The 22,943-nt window shown below is 73.3% G+C and carries 23 protein-coding genes, 1 pseudogene and 1 riboswitch; of the genes and pseudogenes, 14 read left to right on the forward strand and 10 right to left on the reverse strand.

The annotated features are described in order from the left end of the window. Positions 1-8 precede the first annotated feature (8 nt). Genes EGX94_RS12055 through EGX94_RS12105 form a run of 11 tightly spaced genes read left to right on the forward strand, consistent with a single transcriptional unit; the run spans position 9 to position 8,969 of the window. Positions 9-761 (forward strand): propanediol/glycerol family dehydratase medium subunit, encoded by a 753-nt coding sequence (locus tag EGX94_RS12055; RefSeq protein WP_028707249.1) that lies wholly within the window; start codon positions 9-11, stop codon positions 759-761. Then, positions 743-1,276: a diol dehydratase small subunit gene (locus EGX94_RS12060; protein ID WP_021797819.1), complete on the forward strand. Its 534-nt coding sequence runs from the start codon at positions 743-745 to the stop codon at positions 1,274-1,276. Before EGX94_RS12055 ends, EGX94_RS12060 begins: the two co-directional genes overlap by 19 nt. 47 nt (positions 1,277-1,323) lie before the next feature. Further along, the gene (locus tag EGX94_RS12065) at positions 1,324-3,138 is read left to right on the forward strand and encodes a diol dehydratase reactivase subunit alpha (protein WP_021797828.1); all 1,815 of its coding nucleotides are present in this window, start codon (positions 1,324-1,326) and stop codon (positions 3,136-3,138) included. Then, positions 3,135-3,527 (forward strand): glycerol dehydratase reactivase beta/small subunit family protein, encoded by a 393-nt coding sequence (locus EGX94_RS12070; RefSeq protein ID WP_021797831.1) that lies wholly within the window; start codon positions 3,135-3,137, stop codon positions 3,525-3,527. The genes EGX94_RS12065 and EGX94_RS12070 overlap by 4 nt, the downstream gene beginning before the upstream one ends. A gap of 17 nt (positions 3,528-3,544) precedes the next feature. Then, on the forward strand, positions 3,545-4,162 hold the full coding sequence (locus EGX94_RS14175) for a BMC domain-containing protein (RefSeq protein WP_051245809.1): 618 nt from the start codon (positions 3,545-3,547) through the stop codon (positions 4,160-4,162). A 2-nt stretch (positions 4,163-4,164) separates the two neighbouring features. Continuing rightward, positions 4,165-4,443, forward strand: coding sequence for a BMC domain-containing protein (locus EGX94_RS12080; RefSeq protein ID WP_021798363.1), 279 nt, complete (start codon positions 4,165-4,167; stop codon positions 4,441-4,443). Positions 4,444-4,486: 43 nt separating this feature from the next. After that, positions 4,487-5,335 carry an ethanolamine utilization protein EutJ gene (gene eutJ / locus EGX94_RS12085; protein ID WP_021798362.1) on the forward strand — a complete coding sequence of 283 codons (849 nt, stop codon included), beginning with the start codon at positions 4,487-4,489 and terminating at the stop codon, positions 5,333-5,335. Further along, on the forward strand, positions 5,332-6,189 hold the full coding sequence (locus tag EGX94_RS12090; RefSeq protein WP_021798364.1) for a flavoprotein: 858 nt from the start codon (positions 5,332-5,334) through the stop codon (positions 6,187-6,189). Before eutJ ends, EGX94_RS12090 begins: the two co-directional genes overlap by 4 nt. 1 nt (position 6,190) lies before the next feature. Next, complete coding sequence (locus tag EGX94_RS12095; protein WP_021798367.1) at positions 6,191-6,463, forward strand: EutN/CcmL family microcompartment protein; 273 nt, start codon at positions 6,191-6,193, stop codon at positions 6,461-6,463. A 2-nt stretch (positions 6,464-6,465) separates the two neighbouring features. Beyond that, on the forward strand, positions 6,466-7,545 hold the full coding sequence (locus tag EGX94_RS12100; RefSeq protein WP_028707247.1) for a cob(I)yrinic acid a,c-diamide adenosyltransferase: 1,080 nt from the start codon (positions 6,466-6,468) through the stop codon (positions 7,543-7,545). After that, positions 7,542-8,969: an aldehyde dehydrogenase family protein gene (locus tag EGX94_RS12105; protein WP_021796648.1), complete on the forward strand. Its 1,428-nt coding sequence runs from the start codon at positions 7,542-7,544 to the stop codon at positions 8,967-8,969. Before EGX94_RS12100 ends, EGX94_RS12105 begins: the two co-directional genes overlap by 4 nt. 90 nt (positions 8,970-9,059) lie before the next feature. Here EGX94_RS12105 and EGX94_RS12110 read toward each other — a convergent pair whose 3' ends face one another. Together EGX94_RS12110 and EGX94_RS12115 are read right to left on the reverse strand one after the other, a co-directional pair. Next, a complete protein-coding gene (locus tag EGX94_RS12110) occupies positions 9,060-11,639 on the reverse strand; it encodes an ABC transporter permease (RefSeq protein WP_021796645.1) in 2,580 nt (859 codons plus the stop codon). Continuing rightward, a complete protein-coding gene (locus EGX94_RS12115; RefSeq protein ID WP_021796652.1) occupies positions 11,636-12,508 on the reverse strand; it encodes an ABC transporter ATP-binding protein in 873 nt (290 codons plus the stop codon). Before EGX94_RS12115 ends, EGX94_RS12110 begins: the two co-directional genes overlap by 4 nt. Positions 12,509-12,794: 286 nt before the next feature. Between EGX94_RS12115 and EGX94_RS14110 the strand changes: the two are divergent. Continuing rightward, a pseudogene (locus tag EGX94_RS14110) lies at positions 12,795-13,040 on the forward strand (MFS transporter); the annotation flags it as partial. Positions 13,041-13,101: 61 nt separating this feature from the next. Continuing rightward, positions 13,102-13,374 (forward strand): hypothetical protein, encoded by a 273-nt coding sequence (locus tag EGX94_RS14115; protein ID WP_028707245.1) that lies wholly within the window; start codon positions 13,102-13,104, stop codon positions 13,372-13,374. Here EGX94_RS14115 and EGX94_RS12125 read toward each other — a convergent pair. The 5 genes from EGX94_RS12125 to EGX94_RS12145 all read right to left on the reverse strand — a co-directional run bounded on the left by EGX94_RS12125 (position 13,364) and on the right by EGX94_RS12145 (position 17,725). Further along, a complete protein-coding gene (locus EGX94_RS12125) occupies positions 13,364-14,260 on the reverse strand; it encodes a tyrosine-type recombinase/integrase (RefSeq protein ID WP_021796649.1) in 897 nt (298 codons plus the stop codon). The two genes, EGX94_RS14115 and EGX94_RS12125, sit on opposite strands and share 11 nt — an antisense overlap. A gap of 65 nt (positions 14,261-14,325) precedes the next feature. After that, a riboswitch (cobalamin riboswitch) is annotated at positions 14,326-14,482 on the reverse strand. A gap of 14 nt (positions 14,483-14,496) precedes the next feature. Then, positions 14,497-14,934: a Fur family transcriptional regulator gene (locus EGX94_RS12130; RefSeq protein WP_043120446.1), complete on the reverse strand. Its 438-nt coding sequence runs from the start codon at positions 14,932-14,934 to the stop codon at positions 14,497-14,499. Then, on the reverse strand, positions 14,924-15,892 hold the full coding sequence (locus EGX94_RS12135) for a metal ABC transporter permease (protein WP_021796641.1): 969 nt from the start codon (positions 15,890-15,892) through the stop codon (positions 14,924-14,926). The genes EGX94_RS12130 and EGX94_RS12135 overlap by 11 nt, the downstream gene beginning before the upstream one ends. A 1-nt stretch (position 15,893) precedes the next feature. Next, entirely contained in the window at positions 15,894-16,730 is an 837-nt protein-coding gene (locus EGX94_RS12140) for a metal ABC transporter ATP-binding protein (protein ID WP_021796654.1), read from the reverse strand. Positions 16,731-16,780: 50 nt separating this feature from the next. Then, on the reverse strand, positions 16,781-17,725 hold the full coding sequence (locus tag EGX94_RS12145; protein ID WP_226906029.1) for a metal ABC transporter substrate-binding protein: 945 nt from the start codon (positions 17,723-17,725) through the stop codon (positions 16,781-16,783). Between the two features lie 196 nt (positions 17,726-17,921). On the opposite strand from EGX94_RS12145, the gene EGX94_RS12150 reads away from it, so the two are divergent. Continuing rightward, entirely contained in the window at positions 17,922-19,328 is a 1,407-nt protein-coding gene (locus tag EGX94_RS12150; RefSeq protein WP_043120442.1) for a glycine--tRNA ligase, read from the forward strand. Positions 19,329-19,365: 37 nt separating this feature from the next. Here EGX94_RS12150 and nadC read toward each other — a convergent pair whose 3' ends face one another. The 3 genes from nadC to nadA are packed head-to-tail and all read right to left on the reverse strand — an operon-like array spanning position 19,366 to position 22,924. Further along, positions 19,366-20,283 carry a carboxylating nicotinate-nucleotide diphosphorylase gene (nadC, locus tag EGX94_RS12155; protein ID WP_021796644.1) on the reverse strand — a complete coding sequence of 306 codons (918 nt, stop codon included), beginning with the start codon at positions 20,281-20,283 and terminating at the stop codon, positions 19,366-19,368. Continuing rightward, a complete protein-coding gene (nadB, locus tag EGX94_RS12160; protein WP_051245834.1) occupies positions 20,280-21,917 on the reverse strand; it encodes an L-aspartate oxidase in 1,638 nt (545 codons plus the stop codon). The genes nadC and nadB overlap by 4 nt, the downstream gene beginning before the upstream one ends. Positions 21,918-21,928: 11 nt before the next feature. Continuing rightward, positions 21,929-22,924 (reverse strand): quinolinate synthase NadA, encoded by a 996-nt coding sequence (gene nadA, locus EGX94_RS12165; protein ID WP_021797204.1) that lies wholly within the window; start codon positions 22,922-22,924, stop codon positions 21,929-21,931. Positions 22,925-22,943 lie beyond the last annotated feature (19 nt).

Raw genomic sequence — 22,943 nt, forward strand, 5'->3', positions numbered from 1 at the left:
TGAGCACCATGGACGAGAAGACACTGCGCAGCATCATCGAGCAGGTCGTCGACGAGCTCACCGCCGGCCGGGGCGTCGAGGCCGCGCCGGCGGCGACCGCCACGGCCGTCGCCGAACCCGTCGCGACGGGTTCGGGTACCGGGGGCGCGACCTCGCCGGCCGCCGGGACGTCGGCGGACGACGGGGAGGAGCTGGTCGTCACCGAGGACGGTCCCGCCCAGCGCGGCACCGATCCCCGGGAGGTCGTCATCGCCCTGGCGCCGGCCTTCGGCGGCGCCATGCAGCGGACGATCATCGGACTGCCGCACGCCGACGTGATCCGCGAGGTCTGCGCCGGCATCGAGGAGGAGGGCCTGAGCCACCGCTTCATCAGGATCTTCCGCACGGCCGACGTGGGCTTCATCGCCCACGACGCCGCCGAGTACTCCGGTTCCGGCGTCGGCATCGGCATCCAGTCGCGCGGTACCACGGTCATCCACCAGAAGGACCTGCCCCCGCTGTCCAACCTCGAGCTGTTCAGCCAGGCGCCGCTCATCGACCTGGAGACCTTCCGCGCGATCGGCAGGAACGCCGCCCGCTACGCCAAGGGCGAGTCGCCGGACCCCGTGCCGGTGCGCAACGACCAGATGGCCCGCCCGAAGTACCAGGCCATCGCCGCACTGTTCCACATCAAGGAGGCCGGCCTGTGCGACCTGAGGAAGAAGCCCCAGGCCCTGCGGGTCGAGTACCGAGAGGAGAAGCCATGGACACCGAGGAGCTGATCCGCCAGGTCATGAACGAGGTCATGGCGAACCTCGACCTCGACAAGGACACGGTCGCCCCCGCCGCGGCGGCCGGCAGGGGCGCCGCGGCAGATGCCGGGCGCGTCGACGCGTCCCAGTACCCGCTCGGCGAGAAGGCGCCCGAGAGGATCAGGGCGGCCAACGGCCGTCCCCTGTCGGAGTTCTCCTTCGAGAAGCTGAAGAGCGGCGAGCTGCAGGCCGAGGACTTCCGCATCGCCCCGCAGACCCTCGAGCTCCAGGCCCAGGTCGCCGAGTCCGCGGGCCGCGACGCCCTGGCGCGCAACATGCGCCGCGCGGCGGAGCTCATCGCCGTGCCCGACGACGAGCTGCTCGAGGTCTACGGCGCGCTGCGCCCGTACCGCTCGACCAAGGCCGAGCTCTACGCCATCGCCGACAAGCTCGAGAAGGACTACGGCTGCACCATCAACGCGGCCTTCATCCGCGAGGGCGCCGACGTCTACGAGAAGCGCGGCCGCCTCAAGGACAGCGAGTGAGCCCGGCCCGCTGAGCAGCCCGCCTCGAGCAGCAGGAGATTCGTGCCATGACCCTCATCGCCGGTGTCGACATCGGCAACGCCACCACGGAGGTGGCGCTGGCGGAGGTCCCCGCCGGCGCCGCCCCGCGGTTCCTGGCCACGGCGACGATCCCCACGACGGGCATCAAGGGCACCCCCCAGAACACCCAGGGGGTCTTCCAAGGGCTCACCGTCGCCCTCGAGAGGGCCGGCCGCGAGCTCGGCGAGCTCGACCTGATCCGCATCAACGAGGCCGCGCCGGTGATCGGCGACGTGGCCATGGAGACGATCTCCGAGACGATCATCACCGAGTCCACGATGATCGGGCACAACCCGTCGACCCCCGGCGGGCTCGGCGTCGCGGTCGGCACGACGATCCGCATCGAGGACCTCGGGCTCGCCAGGGCGGGGGAGCAGTACATCGTCCTGGCCGACCGCACCCACGACTTCCGCGACGTGGCCCGGCGCATCAACGAGCACGCCGAACGCGTCACGGTCACCGGCGCCATCCTGCAGCTCGACGACGGCGTCCTCGTCGACAACCGGCTCGAACGCAGGATGCCCATCGTCGACGAGGTCCGGCTCATCGACAGGGTGCCGACCGGCATGCCGGCGGCGATCGAGGTGGCCGAGGCCGGCCGCGTCATCGAGACCCTGTCGAACCCCTACGGCATCGCCACCCTCTTCGGCCTGTCCGCCTCGGAGACGGCGGCCGTCGTCCCGATGGCCCGCGCCCTCGTCGGCAACCGCTCCGCGGTCGTCATCAAGACCCCGGCCGGCGACGTCACCGAGCGCCGCATCCCCGCGGGCACCCTGCATCTGCTCGGCGAGCGCGCCGTCGACGTCGACGTCGAGGCGGGCGCCGAGGAGATCATGCGCGCCGCCGCCCGAGCGGGCCTCCTGCGCGACGTGCGGGGCGAGCCCGGGACGAACATCGGCGGGATGATGGAGAAGGTCCGCGTCACGATGGCGCGGCTCACCGGCCGTGAGCCGTCCGACATCGAGATCACCGATCTGCTCGCCGTCGACACCCAGGTCCCCCAGTCGGTCACCGGCGGCCTGGCGGGGGAGTTCTCGCTGGAGGCCGCCGTCGGCATGGCCGTCATGGTGAAGGCCGACAGACTCCAGATGCAGCGCATCGCCGAGGAGATGACCGGGCAGTTCGGCATCCGCGTCGAGATCGGCGGGGTCGAGGCCGACATGGCGATCCGCGGTGCGCTGACGACCCCCGGGACCTCGCTGCCGATCGCCATCCTCGACATGGGCGCCGGGTCCACCGACGCCTCGGTCCTGCGCGAGGGCGACGAGGCCGTCTCGATCCACCTGGCCGGGGCCGGGGACATGGTGACCATGCTCATCGCCTCCGAGCTGGGCCTAGAGGGCACCGACCTCGCCGAGCGCATCAAGCGCCACCCGCTGGCCCGCGTCGAGACCCTGTTCAACATCCGCCACGAGGACGGCACCGTCCAGTTCTTCGACGAGCCGCTGGCGCCCGAACTGTACGCCCGCACGGTCGTCCTCGACGCCGAGGGGATGCTGCCGCTGCCGCTGCGCCAGCCGCTGGAGGCCATCCGTCGGATCAGGATCCGCGCCAAGGAGCGCGTCTTCGTCACCAACGCCCTGCGCGCCCTGGCCGCGGTGAGCCCCACCCGCAATGTGCGCGACATCGCCCATGTCGTCCTCGTCGGCGGCTCGGCCCTCGACTTCGAGATCCCGCAGCTCGTCACGAGGGCGCTCGGGGAGTACCGGGTCGTCGCCGGGCGGGCCAACATCCGCGGCACCGAGGGCCCGCGCAACGCCGTGGCCACCGGTCTCGTGCTGTCCCGGAAGGAGCGGCCATGAGGATCGTCGAGCAGACCAGGCCGACGATCGGGGTCGGGGTCGGCCCGGGGGCGAGCGCCGAGTGCATCGACCTCATCCGCGTCGGCATGGAGGAGGAGGGCGTGCCCGGCTCGGTGACGCGCGCCGACGCCGGGGACGCCGCCGCGCTGGCCCACGGGGCGGCGCTGGCCTCCCGGCTCGGCGTCGGCGTCGGGGTCGACGGGAGGCGGGTCGCCGTGACGACCGAGAAGCTCGACGCCGCGCGCCCCTATCTCGTCCTCGACGTCGACGCGGGGCCCGAGCGCGTCCGCGCCATGGGCGCCGACGCGGCCCGGCTCGTCAAGCGCATGCCGCTCATCGGGATCGGCGGCGACCGATCGGGGTCGTCGAGGAATCGGGGCCATCAATGAGGAGTGGAGGAGAGGCAATGCTCACGAACGCCCTGGGCGAGATCGAGGTCCTCGGTCTGGCCGCGGCCATCGAGGCCGCCGACGTCGCGGTGAAGGCCGCGAACGTCCGGCTCATCGGGTACGAGACCACCGACGGCGCCGGCATGGTCACCGTCAAGGTCGAGGGGCAGGTCTCCTCGGTCTCCGCGGCGGTCGCCGCGGCCGCCGCGGCGGCGGCCCGGGTGAGCACCGTCTTCGCCACCTCGGTGATCCCGCGGCCCGACCCCCAGCTGGGCGACGTCGTCCTGTCGCCGCTCACCGTCGGGCTCGGCGCGCCGACCAGCGCGGACCGGCCGGGCCACGGGGCCGCCGTCCCGACCCCGCCCGAGGAGGCGCCGGCCGAGCCCGAGCCCGGGCAGGGCGATGCCGACCAGGACGGTGCCGGATCCGAGCGGGGCGAGCCCGCGCAGGACGGGGCCGAGCAGGCCGGCGACGAGGGCTCCGGCTGCGCGCCGGACGGGGCCCGGGGCGGGGCGCGTCAGAAGGACGCGCCCTCGACGATCGGAACGGGCCGGGCGAACCGCCCGTCCGGGCGCAGGGCTTCCGTCGGCGGTGACGGACCGTCGACCGAGAAGGAACGACAGAAGGAGGGATGACCATGGGTGAGGCGCTGGGTCTCATCGAGACGAAGGGCTACGTCGGGGCCGTCGAGGCCGCCGATGCCATGGCGAAGGCCGCGAACGTGACGCTGATCGGCTACCAGAAGGTCGGCGCCGGGCTGGTGACGGTGATGGTGCGCGGCGACGTCGGCGCGGTGAAGGCCGCCGTCGACGCCGGCCACGTCGCGGCCACGAACGTGGGCGAGGAGGTTCTCTCCCGCCACGTGATCCCGCGTCCGCACACGGACGTGGAGAAGCTGCTGCCGAAGCAGGCCTGAGAAGAAGCAGGCCGGTGAACGGATCCGATCGAGTGAGGTGCGGATGACCACGGACACGACGGCGCCGTCCGGGCGCGAACGGGCGATCGCCCGGTTCGCCGAGCTCGTGCGCACGGGCGAGGTCGAGGAGCACGGGGGCGGGCTGCGGCTCGGCATCGACCTCGGCACCGCCAACGTCGTCGTGTCCGTGGTCGATGCCGCCAACCGCCCCGTCGCCGGCGGGTGGGTCCACTCGTCGGTGGTCCGTGACGGGGTCGTCGTCGACTGGGCCGGCGCCACCGGCGCGGTGCGCGGCCTGCTCGCGGACCTCGAGTCGCGGCTCGGGCACCGGTTCGACCGGGCCAGCGTCGCGGTCCCGCCCGGGATCGGCGCCGGCGACGTCCGGGTCTTCGAGAACGTCGTGTCGGCGGCCGGCCCGGAACCCGACGAGATCGTCGACGAGCCGGTCGCGGCTGCCCGCGCGCTCGGCGTCACCGACGGGTGCGTCATCGACATCGGTCACGGCACCACCGGGGTCTCGGTGCTCGAGGGGGGCCGCGTGCGGCTGTCGGTCGACGAGGCCACCGGCGGGCACCACATGACGCTCGTCCTGGCCGGCGCCCACGGGCTGAGCTACGAGGAGGCGGAGGCCATGAAGAAGGACCCGCGGCGCCGCGACGGCGTGCTGGGCGTCATCCGCCCGACGCTCGACAAGATGGCCTCGATCGCCGACCGCGTCCTCGCGGGCGTCGACGTGCCCGTCGTCCACCTCGTCGGCGGCTCGAGCTCCTTCTCCAACGCCCCCGAGGTCTTCGCGGCGCGGCTGCACCGCCCGGTCGTCCGCCCGATCGAGCCCCTGTTCGTGACGCCGCTGGGCATCCCCATGACGGCGGGGGAGGAGGATCCCTCATGACCGCCGACGACGTGAGCGCCCTCGTGCGCCGGGCCCTCGCCGAGCTCGTGACCCCGCCGCCCCGCCGCGCCCTCGTGCTCTTCACCGGGGCGCTCGTCGGCTTCGAGCGGGTCATCGGCGAGCTGGATCTGCTCGCCGCCTCGGGCGTCGAGCTCGAGTACGTCCAGACCCCCAGCGCCGAGCGGATCCTCGACCAGCGACTCATCGCCTCGGTCCCCATGAGACCGGCCGACCGGCACCTCACGGGCTCCCACGACACGCTCGTCGTCGCGACGCTCACGCAGAACGCCGCCGCCAAGACCGCCCACGGCATCGCCGACTGCCTGGCGAGCAATCTGCTCAACGACTACCTGCTGGCCGGCAGGCCCGTCGTCGCCGCCGCGTCGGGCTGCGACCCCGATGATCCCGACAAGCGGCGCTGGTTCCCCACCATTCCCGAGGGCCTCGCCGCGGTGATGCGCGAGAACCTCGAGACGCTGCGCGGCTTCGGCGTGCGCACCGCCCGCGCCGGGGCCCTGGCCCGCACGGTCCTGGCCGCCTACGAGCGCGCCGAGCGCGCCAGGACGGCCCCCCTCACCACGGCTCTGGGCATGAGCCGCCGCGAACTGCTGGACAGGCTCGGTGCGCCCGCCCCGGCGACCCCCGTCGCCGTCGGCGGGCGGGCGGCCCGGGCCGCTGCGGCCCCGGCGCCCCGGACGGGAGCCGTCAGCGTCCAGCTGCGGCTCATCAGCCAGCGCGTCGTCCAGCGCCTGCCGGTCGGCACGGTGCTGCGGGTCCCCGCCGGCGCGCAGATCACGGCGATGGCCGCGGACGTCGCCCGCACCCGTTCCGTCACGATCATCAGGGAGGCCTGAGATGTTCCTCGCCACGGTGCGCGGCACCGTCGTCTCGACGAGCAAGGACGAACGGCTCGTCGGCTTCAAGCTCCTGCTGGTCCAGCCCCTCGACGTCGACGGGGGCCCGACCGGCCGGCCCGAGATCGCCGTCGACACCGTCGGCGCCGGCATCGGCGCCACGGTCATCGTCACCAAGGGCTCCTCGGCCCGCTTCGCGGCGTCCCGGAAGGAGTCGCCGATCGACTCGACGGTCGTCGGCATCGTCGACTCCGTCGAGCTGGCGGGGGACTGATCGTGCCCGACGTCTACACCCGCAGCGGCGACAAGGGCACGACCGGCCTCCTCGGCGGCTCCCGCGTGCCCAAGCAGTCGCCCCTCGTCGAGGCCTACGGCACCGTCGACGAGGCCAACGTCGCGATCGGCGAGGCGAAGGCGGCCATGGACGATCCCCGCTCCCGCGACCAGCTGCACCGCATCCAGCGGCGCCTGTTCGCCCTGGCCTCCGAGCTGGCCAGCGACGAGAAGGGCCGCGGGCTCCTCACGGACCGGATCGGCGAGGACGACGTCACCGGGCTGGAGCGCCTCATCGACGACTGCCTGGCCGTCACGGGCCCGCAGCACCACTTCGTCATCCCGGGGCGCGATCCGGTCTCGGCGGTCCTGCACCGCGCCCGCACGGTCGTCCGCCGGGCCGAGCGCCGGGTGCTCACCGCCGCCGAGCACGAGCCGATACGCCCCGAGATCGTCACCTATCTCAACCGGCTCTCCGATGCGCTCTTCGCGCTGGCCCGGCTGGCCGAGCACCGCCACGACACGGCCCGCCTCGAGGGGCTCGTGCGCGAGGCCGTCACCCGGGCGCTCGCGGGGCCCCAGGACCCCGCGGGAAGCGGCGGCGCCGCCGGCGACCCGCGCCCCGCCGCGGCCGGGAGCGCCGGGCCGTCCGACCCGCACGAGCTGCCCCGCTACGACCTCGCCGCGCTCAGGACCATGGCCGCCGCGGCGCAGGAGCGGGCCGCCGAGCTCGGCGTGCCCTGCGTCTTCGCCGGCGTCGACGCCGGCGGCAATCTCGTGCTCCTGGAGCGCATGGCCGGTTCGCTGCTGGGCAGCCTCGACCTGGCCCAGGGCAAGGCGTTCACCGCCGCGGCCTTCAAGCGGCCCACCGCCGACCTCGGGGACGCCTCGGGCCCCGGCGGGGAGCTGCACGGGATCCAGAACTCGAACGGCGGCCGCGTGGTCGTCTTCGGGGGAGGGCTCCCCGTCCTCGTCGACGGCGAACTGGTCGGAGGCATCGGCGTCTCCGGCGGCACGGTCGACCAGGACGTGTCCATCGTCACGCACGCACTCGCAGCAGCCCGGAAGGAGCACCGTTCATGAGCATCAGCCCCGAACTCGTCTCGAGGATCGTCCGCCAGACCGTCCAGGAGGTCGTCGCGCGGCGCCCCGAAGAGCCCGGACGGGCCGCCCCGGCCCCGGGCGGGCGCGACGGCGGCGGGATCTTCGCGACCATGGACGACGCCGTCGAGGCCGCCGACCGGGCCTGGCGGCAGTACCTCGACTGCTCGATGCGCGACCGCCGGTGCTACGTCCAGACGATCCGCGACGTCTGCTCCGACGATGCCGCGCTCCGGCGCATGTCCGAGGCCGCGGTCGAGGAGACCGGCATGGGCGACGCGCGCGACAAGTGCCTCAAGAACCGCGCGGCCGCCCTGGACACCCCCGGCGTCGAGGACATCGTCACCGAGGCCTGGAGCGGCGACGACGGCCTCACCACCATCGAGTTCTCGCCCTTCGGCGTCATCGGCGCGATCACCCCGACGACGAACCCGACCGAGACCGTCATCAACAACTCGATCGGCATGCTCGCCGCGGGCAACGCCGTCGTCTTCAGCCCCCATCCCCGCGCCACCCGGATCACCCACTGGCTCATCCGCCGCATCAACGCGGCCCTGGCCGAGGCGGGCGCCCCGGCGAACCTCATCACCACCGTGGAGAGGCCCTCGATCGAGAACACGAATGCGATGATGGCCCACCCGGCGGTGCGCCTGCTCGTCGCGACGGGCGGCCCCGGCATCGTGCGGTCGGTCCTGTCGAGCGGGAAGAAGGCCATCGGCGCCGGTGCCGGCAACCCGCCGGCCGTCGTCGACGCCACCGCCGACATCCCCCAGGCGGCCGAGGACATCGTCGACGGAGCCAGCTTCGACAACAACCTGCCCTGCACCGCGGAGAAGGAGGTCATCGCGGTCGACTCGATCACGGACCTGCTCAAGTTCGAGATGCTCAAGCACGGCGCCGTCGAGGTCAGGGACCCGGCCGTCATCGAGCGGCTCGCCTCCTTCGTCGCGAAGGACGGCCACGCCGTGGCGTCCTGGGTCGGCAAGCCGGCGACCGCCCTGGCCGCCGAGGCAGGCCTGAGCGTTCCGGACGGCACCCGCCTGCTCATCGCCGAGGTGCCCTTCGAGCACACCTTCGTCCAGACCGAGCTCATGATGCCGATCCTCGGCATCGTCCGGGTCAAGGACGTCGACGAGGCCATCGACAAGGCGGTGGAGGCCGAGCACGGCAACCGCCACACGGCGGTCATGCACTCCCTCGACGTCCGGGCCCTCACGCGGATGGGCAAGCGGATCCAGACGACGATCTTCGTGAAGAACGGCCCGTCCTACAACGGGATCGGCATCGGAGGGGAGGGCCATGCGACCTTCACGATCGCCGGCCCGACCGGAGAGGGCCTGACCTCGGCCCGCAACTTCGCCCGTCGGCGCCGCTGCGTCCTCAAGGGCGGCCTGTCCGTGCGCTGAGCGTCGCACCGGGCGTCCTCGGCCCCCGCGCACCGAGGCCGAAGGCGCCCGGTGCGACCTCGAGGCGCTCCCCGCGGCGCCTCGGTGCGCTCACTCGGTGGCGATGGCCCTCAGCACCGGCAGGCGGGTGGCCCGCAGGGCCGGCCACAGGGCGGCGATGACGCCGACGACGACGGCGATCCCCAGCATCACGCCCAGCTGCGACCAGGGGATGACCAGCTCGGTCAGCCCCTCGTCGGCCAGCACCCTGCGCAGGGCCCCGGCCAGCAGCACCCCGGTGGCGCCGCCGATCACCGTGCCGTAGACGGCGGTCAGCACGGACTCGCAGATGATCTCCCCGGCCAGCTGGGCCCGGCCCAGCCCGACCGCCCGCATGAGGCCGATCTCCCGGATGCGTTCGGAGACCGACAGGACGAGCGTGTTGACGATGCCGAGGATGGCGATGACGATCGACAGGCCGAGCAGCGCGTAGAGGACCGACAGCATCCGGGCGGCCTGCTGGCCGGTCTGATCGGACAGCTGGTCCGCGTCGAGGACCTCGAAGACGTAGCTCGGGGCGACGATCTCCTGGATCTGCTTGCGCACGGACTCCTTGTCGGCGCCCGGTTCGAGGTTGATCATCATGCCCCTCGGGCTGGCGAGCACCTGCGTCGGGTCGGTCGGCACGTAGCCCTGCCAGGAGCCGACGGCGGCGCTCAGCTCGGGCGCGACGTAGAGGGAGGCGGAGATCCCCTTCGGATCGGCGATGGCCGAGACCGTGGCCGTGACGGCGCCGTTCGGACCGTTCACCGTGAGCTGGTCGCCGAGCGCGTAGCCGGTGTCGGCGAAGGCGGCCACGTGCGTGGCGTCCAGCGAGTCCAGGGAACCGCTGGTGATCCCCGGGTCGTAGAACTCCCCGTAGTGCTGCGGATCCACGGTGGCGAGGTAGCCGGTCCCGCTCGTGCCGTTCCGGCCGCTCAGGGCGGCCACGGAGAGGGCGTAGCCGGTCGTCGACTCGACGCCGTCGAGCTCCTTGATCCGCTCGGCCGTCCCGGCCGGCAGCTGGACCGCCTGCCGGGTGCTCGCGGAGCGGACCATGAGATCGGCATGCATCGAGTCGTTGACGATGCTCTCGATCGAGGAGCGCATCGAGGCCGCGACGGTGGCGCCCGCGCACACCAGGGACATCCCGATGAGCAGGGCCGCCGAGGTCGCCGCCGTGCGACGGGTGTTGGCCACCAGATTGCGCACGGCCAGGCGCCCGCCGGGACGGATGATCCTGGTCGCCAGCCCGAGGACGGCGACGACGGGCCTGGCGAGGACGGGGGAGAGGACGAGCAGCCCGATGACGAGGGCGCCCGCGCCCGCGCCGAGGACCGCGGAGCGATGCGTCAGACCGTCGGTCGTCCACACGGCCGTGACCCCGGCCGCTCCGGCCGCGGCGAGCACGGCGCCGACGGCGCCGCGCAGTCTCAGCGGCCTCTCCCGCGAGCCGGAGGTGGCGCGCATGGCCTCGACGGGGGCGGTCAGGGCGGCGTCCCTGGCCGGGAGCAGGGCGCCGGCCACGGTGACGAGCACGCCCGTGATGAGCGAGACCGTGATGATCCGCGTCGTCATCGGGATCCCGCCGCCGGGCAGGGGCATGCCGCCGGCCTCCAGCATCACCATGAGCAGGCGCGTCAGGCCCGTGCCAGCCAGAACGCCCAGCGCGGATCCGATGATGCCGATGACGACGGCCTGGAAGATCACGACGGCGAAGACCGACGAGACGGAGGCGCCGATCGCGCGCAGCAGGGCGAACTCCTTGACGCGCTGGCGCACGCTCATCGCGAAGGTGTTCATGATGATGAAGGAGCCGACGAACATGGCCAGGACCACGAAGACCAGCAGGAAGGTCTGCACATAGCCGAGGATGTTCTCGACCGCCTCGTTCTGCTCGTCGATGGCCTCGGCGCGGGTCTGCAACCGCTCGCCCTGGGGCAGCAGCGCCCTGATCTCGTCGCAGACCTGCTGGGTCCGGGCTCCCGGGGACAGATGGATCGAGATGGACGAGACCTTGCCGTCCGGGGCGATCGTCGGCATGAGCCAGGACGGGTCCATGCCGACGATGGTCGCGCCGGCCATGGAGGCGCCGTAGCTGATCTCGCCGACGACCCTGACCTCGAGCGGCTCGCCGTTGACGACCATGTGGGTGCTGTCGCCGATCCTCAGCCCCGAGCGCTTCAGGGCGTCCGATTCCAGGACGATCTGGTCGGGGCCCGTCGGCCGGGAGCCGGAGACGAGCTGCTCGTCGTACTCGTCGGGGTAGACGGGCAGCAGCATGGACGGCGCCCCGTTGCTCCTCACCGGCGTCTGGTCGGCGCCGACGAGGGTCACGGTGGTCGAGGAGTAGGGGCGGGCCGCCGCGACGCCGTCGAGGGCGGAGATCCGCTCGGCCAGCGAGCCGTCGATCGGCTGGGTGAGGACGCCCGAGCTCGAGTTCGAGCTCGAGCCCGATTCCTCGACGCGGGAGCCGCTGACGTACAGATCCGCCTTGAACGTGGAGGAGGTCAGCGCCGAGAAGGTCTCCGAGAGCACGCCGCGCAGGGCCAGCGTGCCCGAGAGGAAGGCCGCGCCCAGGACGACGGCCAGCGTCGTCAGGATGAACTGGCCCGCATGGGAGCGCACGGAGCGCCAGGCGACTCGTCTCACGTGAGCGACCTCCGGGGCTTCTCCTGCCCGCCCTCGGCCGGGCTCTCCTGCTGCCGGTCGGCCGGGGCCTGCGGGCCGGGCGCGGGCGGGCCCGTGTTCGCGCCGAGCCGGTCGAGGAAGCTCAGCACCCTGGTGCGGTCGGGCTGGTCGATCTGGGCGACGAAGCCGCCGTCGCGCAGGAAGGAGACCACGTCCGCCCAGGCCGCGGCATCGGGCTCGTGCGTCACCATCACCACGCTCTGGCCCAGATCGTCGACGCTGGAGCGCAGCACCCGGAGGATCTGCTCTGTCGCCTGCGAATCGAGATTGCCGGTCGGCTCGTCGGCGAAGACCACCGCCGGCTCGCCGATCAGCGCCCGGGCGCACGCCACGCGCTGCACCTGGCCGCCCGAGAGCTCGGCCGGGCGGTGCCCGAGACGGTCCTTCAGCCCCACCGCCTCGACGATGCGTTCGAAGCGGGCTCGGTCGATCCTGCGGTGGGCGATGTCCATGGGGAGGGTGATGTTCTCCTCGGCGGTCAGCGAGGGCACGAGGTTGAAGGACTGGAAGACGAAGCCGATGCGTTCGCGGCGCAGTCTCGTCAGGCGCCGCTGACTCATCGAGGAGATCTCCTGGCCGTCGAGGACGATCGAGCCCGCGGTGGGGCTCTCCAGGCCGGCCAGGCAGTGCATGAGGGTCGACTTGCCCGAGCCCGAGGGGCCCATGATCGCGGTGAAACGGGCCCGGGCGATGTCCACGGTCACCTGGTTCAGCGCGGTGACGGCGTTGTCGCCGTAACCGAAGACCTTCGTCAGGCCCCGGGTGAGGATGACGGGTCCGTCGCCGGCCGTCCGCGGGGCCGCGCCGCCGTCGGGGTTGTTCTTCTCCATGGCGCGAGATTACCGGTCGACCCGGGCCGCAGATACCCCCAACCGCCCTTGAGAAGCGGGTTCGGGGTGCCCCGCAGATGTTATTGTCTCCGTGTCGAAAGCTTGTCGGCCCCGGCGTCCGGGGCCAAGACGCCGAGGAGCCGGCCATGAGCGCCTCCCCCCTGCCCACCAGGGCGGCAGACTCGATCGTCTGCGCTTCGCCCCCGAGCACGCCAGGCTGCTCGTCGGCTCGGGCGTCGGCTGGGCGCTCGACGCGATGGACGTGGGCCTCCTCATCAGCGACGTCATGACGGCCCTCGCCGCCCAGTGGGGCCTGTCGAACAGCCGGCTCGGCTGGATCGGCTCGATCGGCTTCGTCGGCATGATGATCGGCGTCTCGGTCGGGGGCCTGCTCGCCGACCGGCTCGGCCGGCGCACCGTCTTCGCCCTCATCCTGCTCATCCACGGCATCGCCACCGGCGCCGCGGCCCTGTCGGTCGGCGTCGGCATGCTCATCGTCCTGCGCCTCGTCGTGGGCATCGGCCTGGGCGCCGAGCCGCCCGTCGCCTCGACCCTCGTGAGCGAGTTCGCCCCCCCGGCGCATCCGCGGGCGCATGGTGGTCTGGCTCGAGAGCCTCTGGGCCCTCGGCTGGATCCTGGCCGCCCTGCTCGGCCGCTTCCTCGTGCCGCGGACCCTCGGCGGGGTGCCCGGCTGGCGGTGGGCCCTGCTGGTCGGGATCGTCCCCGCCGTGTTTTCGCGATCAGCTTCGTCATCGCCGCCTCGGCCCTGCTTCTGCCCGAGCGCCGAAGCCTCGACATGGTCGAGTGAGGCGGGCCCCGCCGGGGCCGTGGACGGGGCCGGCCGGGCCGCGGGGGTCAGCCCGTGATGAGGCTGTGCCCCATCCAGGAGCGCACCTGGGCCGGGGAACGGCCGCAGTCGAGCCACAGCTGGGCGGCGGTGTGCCGCAGGTCGACCAGCCGGCGGCCCCGGCCCGTGCGCGGCCAGTCGAGCGTGCGCAGCACCGAGGTGCGGTGCAGCTGGCAGCCGCGGTCGGTGGTCATGGCCAGCTGATCGGGGCGGGCCCCGGCGGTGAGCTCGGCCAGCGCGCGGGTCGCGCACTTCGAGAGCGGGACCCTCCGGACGAGCTCGGGTCCGAACTCGCGGGTGCTCACCCCCTCGGGCGTGGACCGGTGGACGACGAGGAAGCCCTCGCGCAGGTGCACGTCCCCGACGAGCAGGGAGCGGGCCTCGGCCCAGCGCAGCCCGGTGTGCGACAGGACGAGCATGACGAGCGCCAGGCGGCGGTCCTGGGCCTGCCACTGGCGGAAGGCCTCGTGGAGCTCGTCCGCGGTGAACGGCATCGCCGAGGTGGTCGGCTCGGCGGGGCGGCGGGCGGACCGGGGCACGGGGGAGCGGTCGATGAGCCCGCCCTCGCGCAGCCAGGTGAAGAAGGACGAGAGGCTGGCGCGGTAGCGGCGCACCGAGAGCTCGCCGAGTCCCCGCGAGCGGAAGTGCGCGAGGAGCTGGCGCACGTCGGACTGGGTGAAGGTGCACGGATCCTGGCGCATCCAGGGCTGCGGGATGAGGCGGAGCAGATCCTGGTCGGTGCGCAGGGTCTTGTCGGCGACGGTTCCGGCGCGGGTGGCGAGCCACGCATGGAGGTAGGTGTCCAGACGCGGGATCATCTGCGCGGTCGGCAGCGGGTGGAGGGAGGGTGCGGTGCTCGGCTCGGTCTCGTGGGGCTGTCCGAGCGGCCAGGTCGTGGCGCTCATGATGTCATCCTTTGTGCTGCATGCACGACGACATCACGGTCGCCGGTGCGTTCGCGGCAGCGGTCGAGGTTGGAATCACCGGAGCGAGCATTCCGACTCGTCGGGGCGTCCCCGACTCACGGCTGCGCGTCAGCGCCGGATTCCCACCGGCTTCCCTCGCAGAGGTGATGTGTGTTGTACGGATCGATCCTATCGCCAGGGGCCCCGGATCCACCGGCGGGGTCGTCCCGCGACCGTCAGTCCTCGAGCGGCCCGCGGGCGGCGCACTCGGGGCAGATCCCGAAGATCTCGACGTGGTGCTCGGGCTGGATGAAACCGTGCTCGGCGGCGATCGCCTCGGACCACCGCTCGGCCGGGCCGCCGCTGACCTCGACGGTGCGACCGCAGGTGCGGCAGATCAGGTGGTGGTGGTGCCGGACCGTCGAGCAGCGGCGGTAGGCCATCTCGCCCTCGGGGGTGCGCCAGGTGTCGGCCTCGCCGTTGTCGGCCAGTGAGCTGAGGACGCGGTAGACGGTGGCCAGCGAGGCCTGCTCGCCGGCCTCCACGAGCTCGGCGTGCAGCTGCTGGGCGGTGCGGAAGCCGCGGCCCTCGCCGAGGGTTCGCAGGATGAGCCGGCGCTGGCGCGTGTTGCGCGGCTGCGCCCTGTCCGTGGTGCCGGCCCTGTCAGTGCTCATCGCCCGCGTCACCGATCCTCGTCCGTGTCCTCCCGGGGACGCCCCCGCCGTCGGCGCCCCCGTCCGCGGTGTCGTGGCGCGTCATGGCGCACCGGGGGTCGGGACCCCCGCCCGTTGTCCTCACTATAGGGTCGTCGGAGGCCCTCAGCGACCTCCTGCGGGTCAGCCACGAGCCGATCGGTGCGCTGACCATGAAGACGACGATGGCGCTCACGACGATCGTCGCTCCGGAGGCGGTGTTCCAGTAGTACGAGCCGATCACGCCGACCGCGCTGACCACCAGGCCCATCCCCATCGAGGTGAGCAGCGCGCGGTGGAAGCCGGTCACGAGGTTGTTCGCCGCCGCCACGGGCACGACCATCATGGCGCTCACGAGCAGGAGTCCGACGGTGCGCATCGAGACGGCGACGGTGACCGAGGCCATGACGACGATGCACAGTTCGAGCGCCCGCACCGGCAGGCCCTGGCTCCGGGCGTGGTCCTCGTCGGCGCACACGGCGAACAGCTGCGGTGCCAGGCCGAGGCACAGCGTCACGATGACCACGGCCATGACGGCGACGACGACGACGTCCGAGGTGCTCACCGTGGTGAGCGAGCCGAAGAGGTACTGCGAGAGCACCCCCGAACCCCGGCCCGAGATGCCCGCCATGAGGACGCCGGTGGCCAGCCCGCCGTAGAAGAGGATGGCCAGCCCGACGTCGGCCGGCGCCCGGCCGCTCTGGCGGGCGAGCTCGATGGCGACCGCGCCGGCGACGCACACGGCGATGGCGACCGGTGTGGGCGCCCAGCCCGTGATCAGGGCGAGGCCGACGCCGGCGATGGCCACGTGGCCCAGGCCGTCGCCGAGCAGTGAGAGCCGCCGCTGGACGATGTAGGTGCCGACGGCCGGGCTCATGACGCCGGACAGCAGCGCCGCGACGAGCGCGCGCTGCATGAACGCGAGGGCGAGGAAGGACATCTCAGTGCTCCTGTCCGGCGTGGAGCCGTACGACCCTGGGGCCGGGCAGGATCCGGGGGTCGGGCAGGTAGGCGCCCGCCCGCGGCGCGTTCACGTGGTGGTCGCCGCTCCCGCCGCCGGTCGGTTCGAGCGGGCCGTCGTGGACCTTGTGCCCGGTGCGCAGCACGATCGAGCGGTCGATGAGCCCGGCCATCGGCCCCAGCTCGTGCATGATGACGAGGATCGACAGGCCGTCGGCCTTGAGCGTCCCGAAGAGCCCGGCGAGGCTCTCCTGGGTGTCCACGTCGAGGGCGGCCAGGGGCTCGTCCATGACGAGCAGCTCGGCCCGGCCGGCGAGGGCCCGTGCGATGAGCGCGCGCTGCTGCTGCCCGCCCGAGAGGATGCGCAGCGGGTCGCCGGCCCGGTCCGTCAGGCCGACGCGCTCCAGGGCCTCGCCGACGGCGGCACGGTCGGCGGCCCCCAGCGGACGGAAGGGCCTGCGGTGGGCGAGCCTCCCGGTGGTGACGATCTCGCGGACGGTGGCATTGCTCACCGAGGACTCGCCGCGCTGGGGCACGTAGCCGATGAGACGCCACCGCGTGAAGCGGGCGAGCGGCTCACCGAACAGCCGGACGCTGCCGGCGCTGGTCGGGACGAGCCCGAGGAGTGCCTTGACGAGGGTCGACTTGCCCGACCCGTTGGCGCCGAGGAGGGCGACCGCCTCGCCCCGGTGCACCTGCACGTCGATGTCGACGAGGATCTGGTGCCCGTCGAGGGTGACGCACAGCCCGCGGCACTCCAGGACCGTCCCGTCCCCGTCCTCCGGGGCGGCCGCGCGCCCCCTCGTCGTCCCGTCCATCCCTGCTCCTCCTCGTCGTGCCCGGCGTGCCGTGTCCGGCGCCCGGCGGTTCACCCGCACCGGTTCGCCGTCCTGAGGGCGGCGAGGTTCGACTCCATGACCTCGATGTAGTCGTCGCCCCGCGACTGGTCGGTGATGCCCTCGAGCGGGTCGAGCACGTCTGTGGCCAGGCCCAGGTCCCCGGCGATCGAGCTCGCGACCTTGTCGGAGACGAGGGTCTCGTAGAAGATCGTCGTCACGCCGTTGTCGCGGGCCAGCTGCTGCACCCGCGCGATGCGCGCCGGCGAGGGTTCCTCGTCCGGGGACAGCCCCGAGATGCCGATCTGGTTCAGCCCGTAGCGGGTGGCCAGGTAGCCGAACGCCGCGTGCGTCGTCACGAAGGTCTTCTGCTGGCATTCCCCGAGCGCGGCGAAGTCGGCGTCGAGCCGGGTGAGTCGCTCGACGAGGGTGTCGGCGTTCGCCCGGTACTGCTCGGCGTGCTCGGCATCGAGCTCGCTCAGCTCGTCGCGCACGGCGTTCGTGATCGTGATCATGTTCCGCGGATCGAGCCACTCGTGGGGGTCCTTGGCGAAGTGCTCGTCGTCGTCCCCGGCGTCGTCCTCGCCGAGGTCGACGGACTCGACGGGATCGGCGAGGGGGACGATCGAGGCGACGTCGATCGAGGCCTTCGGCGCGCTCTGCGCGACGGCGTCGTCGACGGCCGCCTGGAATCCGGTCTGGTAGAGCACGAGGTCGGCCTGGCCGAGGGAGGCGGTCTGCTGGGCGGTGAGCTCCAGGTCGTGCGGCTCGGAGCCGGGCTGGGTCAGGTTCGTGACCTGCACGAGGTCCCCGCCGACCTGTTCGGCGACGAACTGGAAGGGGTAGAAGGCGGCCACGACGTCGAGGCCGTCGGTGCTCCCGCCGGCGCCGGACGACGAGCAGCCGCTCAGGGTCAGCGCGCCGGCGAGCACGGCGGCGGCGGCGCGCAGGGTCACGGGTGCGGATCGAAGTCTCATGAGAGCCATTCTGGATCGGCTCGGCTCTAAATGCAAATGATTCGCAAGAAGATGGGTCGCCCCGGCCCGGGCCCGCCGGGGCGTCCGCGCTGCGGTGCGCGGGGCACCGCCGGACCCGCTTCGGGCATGATGGGCCACGGGCCAGCGGGCCCGCGCCGGTGCCAGCCAGGTATCGGCCCGTCGCCGGTCATCCGGCATGACGAAGGAGCCATCAGTGGCAGAGAGCAAACTCGACAGGGTCATCGGCCTGTGCAAGCGGCGCGGATTCGTCTTCCCCTGCGGCGAGATCTACGGCGGGACGCGCGCGGCCTGGGACTACGGACCGCTGGGCGTCGAGCTCAAGGAGAACATCAAGCGCCAGTGGTGGCGCAGCACGGTCACGAGCCGCGGCGACGTCGTCGGTCTGGACTCGTCGGTCATCCTGCCGCCCCAGGTGTGGGTGGCCTCGGGCCACGTCGCGGTCTTCAACGACCCGCTCGTCGAGTGCCTGTCCTGCCACAAGCGCTTCCGCGCCGACCAGCTGGCCGAGGAGTACGCGAACCGCAAGGGCATCGCCGACCCCGACACCGTCGAGGCCGCCGAGATCCCCTGCCCCAACTGCGGCACCCGCGGCCGGTACACCGAGCCGCGCGACTTCAACATGATGCTCAGGACCTGCCTCGGTCCGGTCCAGGACGAGTCCGGGCTGCACTACCTGCGCCCCGAGACCGCCCAGGGGATCTTCATCAACTTCAAGAACATCCTCACCACCACGCGCATGAAGCCCCCGTTCGGCGTCGCCCAGACCGGCAAGAGCTTCCGCAACGAGATCACGCCCGGCAACTTCATCTTCCGCACCCGCGAGTTCGAGCAGATGGAGCTGGAGTTCTTCGTCGAGCCCGGCACCGACGAGGACTGGCACCAGTACTGGATCGACCACCGCAAGGCCTGGTACACCGGCCTGGGCATCGCCGAGGAGAACCTGCGCCTCTACGAGCACCCGGCCGAGAAGCTCTCGCACTACTCCAAGAGGACCGTCGACATCGAGTACCGCTTCGGCTTCGCCGGCGGCGACTGGGGCGAGCTCGAGGGCATCGCCAACCGCACCGACTTCGACCTTGGCACCCACGCCGAGCACTCCGGAGCCGACCTGACCTACTTCGACCAGGCCAGGAACGAGCACTACCTGCCGTACGTCATCGAGCCCTCGGCCGGCCTGACCCGCTCCCTCATGGCCTTCCTCGTGGACGCCTGCACCGAGGACGAGGCCCCGAACACGAAGGGCGGCGTCGACAAGCGCACCGTGCTGCGGCTCGACCCGCGCCTGGCCCCCGTCAAGGCCGCCGTGCTGCCGCTGAGCCGCAACGAGCGGCTCTCCCCGAAGGCGCGCTCCCTGGCCGACGAGCTGCGCGGGGTCTGGAACGTCGATTTCGACGATGCCCAGGCCATCGGCAAGCGCTACCGCCGCCAGGACGAGATCGGCACCCCCTTCTGCGTGACGGTCGACTTCGACACCCTCGACGACGACGCCGTGACGATCCGCGAGCGCGACACCATGACCCAGGAGCGAGTCGGGCTCGCCCGGGTGAAGGACTACCTGGCCGTCCGGCTGGCCGGCTGCTGAGCCCGCCCGGCGCCGCGTCCGCGTCGGCCCCGCCGTGTCAGTCCAGGTCCAGGCCCAGGTCGAGCACGGGGGATGAATGGGTGAGCGCCCCCACGGCGACGTAGTCGACCCCCGTGGCGGCGACGGCCGCCGCGTCGGGCAGCACGAGGCCCCCGCTCGCCTCGGTGCGCACTCCCACGGGCCGGCACAGCGCCACGGCCTCGGCCATGGACGCCGGCTCCATGTTGTCGAGGAGCACGAGCGAGGCCCCCGCGGCGACGGCCTCCCGCACCTGCTCGAGGGTGTCGCACTCCACCTCGCAGGGCAGTCGCGGCGCGTGCGCCCGGACCGACTCGAGGGCCGCCGCCACCGAGCCGGCCGCCGCGACGTGGTTGTCCTTGACGAGTGCCGCGTCGCCGAGCCCCATCCTGTGGTTCGCCCCTCCTCCGCAGCGCACGGCGTACTTCTGAAGGGCCCGCAGACCGGGCACCGTCTTGCGGGTGTCGCGCACGACCGTTCCCGTGCCCGCCAGCGCGTCGGCCCAGGCGGCCGTCGCGGTCGCCACGCCCGAGAGCTGCCCCAGCAGGTTGAGCATCGTGCGCTCGGCGGTGAGCAGGCAGCGCAGCTGCGTCCGGATGCGCAGCACCGTCCGTCCGGCGGACACCGGCCGCCCGTCTTCGACGAGGACCTCCACCGTCGCGTCGACGCCCCGGGCCCGGGCGAGGCGGTGGACGACCGCGGCCGCCACCGGGATCCCCGCCAGACGGCCGTCGCCCCGCGCCACGACCGATGCCGAGCCCCGCGCCCCGGCCGGAAGGATCGCGTCCGTCGTGACGTCCGGGCCCAGGGCCAGGTCCTCCCGCAGCGCCCCGTCGACGACCTCCAGCACGCCGCGCGGGTCGAGACCGGCGGCGCGCAGGGCATCCGGCACCCGCTCGGGCCCCAGGACGCCGGGCGCCGTCCCCGGGGCGCTCATCGCGGACCCTCCGCGTCGTCGCACCGGCCCACCGGGACGTCGCGGACGCGCGGTCGGCGCTCGTCGTCCAGACTCCAGTCCTGGTGGACCAGCCAGGCGGGGTCCTCCACGAGCAGATCGGCCCTGCGGTGGCAGCCGCGCGACTCGCGTCGGCGCCGGGCGGCGCGGGCGAGGAGCGCCGCGACGAGGGCCGTGTTCGTCGCCGTGAGGCTCGCGTCGTCCAGCCCCGCGGCCCGCCCCGGCTCCTGCGCCGCCGCCTCGACCAGGGCGAGGCCCTCGTCGGTGCGCAGCACCCCGGCGTACTCGGCGAGGAGCCGGCGGATGCCCCCGGTGGCGCCGCCGTCCGCCGGCGGGGACGAGGGGCGCGCGACCGGCGGTCCGGGACGGGGGAAGTCGGCGATGATGGCCTCGGCGGCCCTCCGCCCCATGACGAGCCCCTCGGTGAGGGAGTTCGAGGCGAGACGGTTGGCCCCCTGGACCCCGGTGCAGGCGGCCTCGCCGACGGCGTGGAGCCCGGGCACGTCGGTCCGTCCCGCCATGTCGGCCCGGACGCCGCCGCAGTGGTAATGGGCGCCGGGGCGCACGGGGATCGGTTCGGTGACGGGATCGACGCCGCGCTCGCGGCACATCCGCAGGATCGAGGGGAACCGCTCCCGCCAGGCGGCGGCGCCGAAGGCGGTGGCGTCGAGGAACAGGTGGGGCTCCCCGGTGCGGGCCATGTGGGCGTGCTCGGCGGACGAGACGACGTCGCGCGGCGCAAGGTCGGCGAGCTGGTGCACCCCCGCCATGATCCGCGCGCCCCCGTGGTCGACGAGGAGGGCGCCGTCCCCGCGCACGGCCTCCGAGATGAGGACGCCGCGGTCGCCGGGTCGGCGCCATCGCGGCGGGACGACGAGCACCGTGGGGTGGAACTGGAGGAACTCGACGTCGCGGGCCCGCGCCCCGGCTCGCAGCGCCGCGGCGAGGCCGTCGCCCGTGCACACCGGAGGATTCGTCGAGGTCGGCCACAGGCCGGCGATCCCGCCGGAGGCGAGCACGACGGCGCCGGCGAGGATGCTTCCCGTCCGGCCGCGTCCGTCGAGGACCCGGGCGCCGCAGGCCTCGCCGTCGGCGTCGGTGAGGACGTCGACGACGCGCACCGACTCGCGGACGTCCAGGCGGGCCCGACCGCGGAGCGCCGCCACGAGGGCCCGGTGCACCTCGTGCCCCGACCGGTCGCCGCCCGCGTGGAGGATGCGCCGGGCGCTGTGGCCGCCCTCCAGGTGCAGGTCGGCGCCTCCGTCGGGGCCCGTGTCGAAGCGCGCGCCCAGCGCGATGAGCCGGCGCAGCGCCTCCGGCGCCTCGGCGGCGAGCGCGCGCACCGGGCCCGGTTCGCACAGCCCGGCCCCGGCCGTCAGCGTGTCCGCGACGTGCGAACGGGTCGAGTCCTCGGGCGACCACACCGCAGCGAGCCCGCCCTGCGCCCAGTCGGTGCTCGAGTCGGACAGCGAGGCCCGCGTGAGGATCGTCGTGGGGACGCCCGAGCGGCAGAGGCACCAGGCGGTCGTGAGCCCGGCCACGCCGGAACCGACGACGAGGACGCCGGTGCGCAGGGGCCTGTCCTCGGCTCCGTGGGGCAGTTCCCAGCCGTGCACGGCGCCCACCCTCACTCGCCCCCGCCGGTGCGCCCGATGGCGATCATGCGCTCGACGGCGACGCGGGCGCGGGCCGCGATCCGCTCGTCCACATGGAGCTCGTCCCGGCCCTCGCGCAGGCAGCGCAGCAACTTCTCCGGGGTCGTGAGCTTCATGAAGGGGCAGGCCGCGCGCGGGTTCACCGCGGTGAAGCGGGTGGCGCGGTTCGCCCGGCGCAGCTGGTGGAGCATGCCCACCTCCGTCGCGACGAGCACCTCGCCGGCCCGCGTGCTCCTCGCGGCGTCGAGCATGCCGCCGGTCGACAGCACCCTGGTGCGCCCGGGCGGCAGCTCGCCGCGTCCGGCGAGCCACAGCGCGGCGGTCGTGCACCCGCACTCGGGGTGGACGAACAGCTCGGCCTCGTGGTGCTCGTGCACCCGGTCGATGAGCTCGGCGGGGGAGATCTCGGCGTGGACGTGGCACTCCCCGGGCCACACGCGGATGGTGTCGCGCCCGGTCATGCGCCGCACGTGCGCCCCGAGGAACTGGTCGGGGCAGAAGAGCACCTCCCGGTCGGCCGGCACCGAGGCCACGACCTCGACGGCGTTCGACGAGGTGCAGCAGATGTCCGACTCGGCCTTCACCTCGGCGGTCGTGTTGACGTAGCTCACCACCACCGCGCCGGGGTGCTCGCGCCTCCAGCCCCGCACCTGGTCCGCGGTGATCGAGTCGGCCAGGGAGCAGCCGGCCCCCGCGTCGGGGATGAGGACACGCTTGCCGGGGGACAGGAGCTTGGCGGTCTCCGCCATGAAGTGCACCCCGGCGAAGACGATGGTGCCCGCGTCGCAGTCCGCCGCGATGCGCGACAGCGCGAGCGAGTCCCCGACGTGGTCGGCGACGTCCTGGATCAGCGGCGGCTGGTAGTTGTGAGCCAGGATGACCGCATCCTGCCCGGCGGCCTCCCGGCGCACGGCGTCGGCCCAGGCGCGGACGGCCGGTGCGGGATCGGTGGTCGCGGTGATGGTCATTGGGTTCCTCCCGTCCTCG

Source organism: Propionibacterium acidifaciens, from assembly GCF_003798325.1.
In the GTDB taxonomy this organism is placed as follows: Bacteria; Actinomycetota; Actinomycetes; order Propionibacteriales; family Propionibacteriaceae; genus Propionibacterium; species Propionibacterium acidifaciens.

What these genes read in the sequence shown, in the direction of transcription:
- EGX94_RS12055 (WP_028707249.1), top strand. Translation starts at nt 9, where the DNA reads ATGGACGAGAAGACACTGCGCAGCATCATCGAGCAGGTCGTCGACGAG.
- EGX94_RS12060 (WP_021797819.1), top strand. Translation starts at nt 743, where the DNA reads ATGGACACCGAGGAGCTGATCCGCCAGGTCATGAACGAGGTCATGGCG.
- EGX94_RS12065 (WP_021797828.1), top strand. Translation starts at nt 1,324, where the DNA reads ATGACCCTCATCGCCGGTGTCGACATCGGCAACGCCACCACGGAGGTG.
- EGX94_RS12070 (WP_021797831.1), top strand. Translation starts at nt 3,135, where the DNA reads ATGAGGATCGTCGAGCAGACCAGGCCGACGATCGGGGTCGGGGTCGGC.
- EGX94_RS14175 (WP_051245809.1), top strand. Translation starts at nt 3,545, where the DNA reads ATGCTCACGAACGCCCTGGGCGAGATCGAGGTCCTCGGTCTGGCCGCG.
- EGX94_RS12080 (WP_021798363.1), top strand. Translation starts at nt 4,165, where the DNA reads ATGGGTGAGGCGCTGGGTCTCATCGAGACGAAGGGCTACGTCGGGGCC.
- eutJ (WP_021798362.1), top strand. Translation starts at nt 4,487, where the DNA reads ATGACCACGGACACGACGGCGCCGTCCGGGCGCGAACGGGCGATCGCC.
- EGX94_RS12090 (WP_021798364.1), top strand. Translation starts at nt 5,332, where the DNA reads ATGACCGCCGACGACGTGAGCGCCCTCGTGCGCCGGGCCCTCGCCGAG.
- EGX94_RS12095 (WP_021798367.1), top strand. Translation starts at nt 6,191, where the DNA reads ATGTTCCTCGCCACGGTGCGCGGCACCGTCGTCTCGACGAGCAAGGAC.
- EGX94_RS12105 (WP_021796648.1), top strand. Translation starts at nt 7,542, where the DNA reads ATGAGCATCAGCCCCGAACTCGTCTCGAGGATCGTCCGCCAGACCGTC.
- EGX94_RS12115 (WP_021796652.1), bottom strand. Translation starts at nt 12,508, where the DNA reads ATGGAGAAGAACAACCCCGACGGCGGCGCGGCCCCGCGGACGGCCGGC.
- EGX94_RS14115 (WP_028707245.1), top strand. Translation starts at nt 13,102, where the DNA reads ATGGTGGTCTGGCTCGAGAGCCTCTGGGCCCTCGGCTGGATCCTGGCC.
- EGX94_RS12125 (WP_021796649.1), bottom strand. Translation starts at nt 14,260, where the DNA reads ATGAGCGCCACGACCTGGCCGCTCGGACAGCCCCACGAGACCGAGCCG.
- EGX94_RS12130 (WP_043120446.1), bottom strand. Translation starts at nt 14,934, where the DNA reads ATGAGCACTGACAGGGCCGGCACCACGGACAGGGCGCAGCCGCGCAAC.
- EGX94_RS12135 (WP_021796641.1), bottom strand. Translation starts at nt 15,892, where the DNA reads ATGTCCTTCCTCGCCCTCGCGTTCATGCAGCGCGCGCTCGTCGCGGCG.
- EGX94_RS12140 (WP_021796654.1), bottom strand. Translation starts at nt 16,730, where the DNA reads ATGGACGGGACGACGAGGGGGCGCGCGGCCGCCCCGGAGGACGGGGAC.
- EGX94_RS12145 (WP_226906029.1), bottom strand. Translation starts at nt 17,725, where the DNA reads ATGAGACTTCGATCCGCACCCGTGACCCTGCGCGCCGCCGCCGCCGTG.
- EGX94_RS12150 (WP_043120442.1), top strand. Translation starts at nt 17,922, where the DNA reads ATGACGAAGGAGCCATCAGTGGCAGAGAGCAAACTCGACAGGGTCATC.
- nadC (WP_021796644.1), bottom strand. Translation starts at nt 20,283, where the DNA reads ATGAGCGCCCCGGGGACGGCGCCCGGCGTCCTGGGGCCCGAGCGGGTG.
- nadA (WP_021797204.1), bottom strand. Translation starts at nt 22,924, where the DNA reads ATGACCATCACCGCGACCACCGATCCCGCACCGGCCGTCCGCGCCTGG.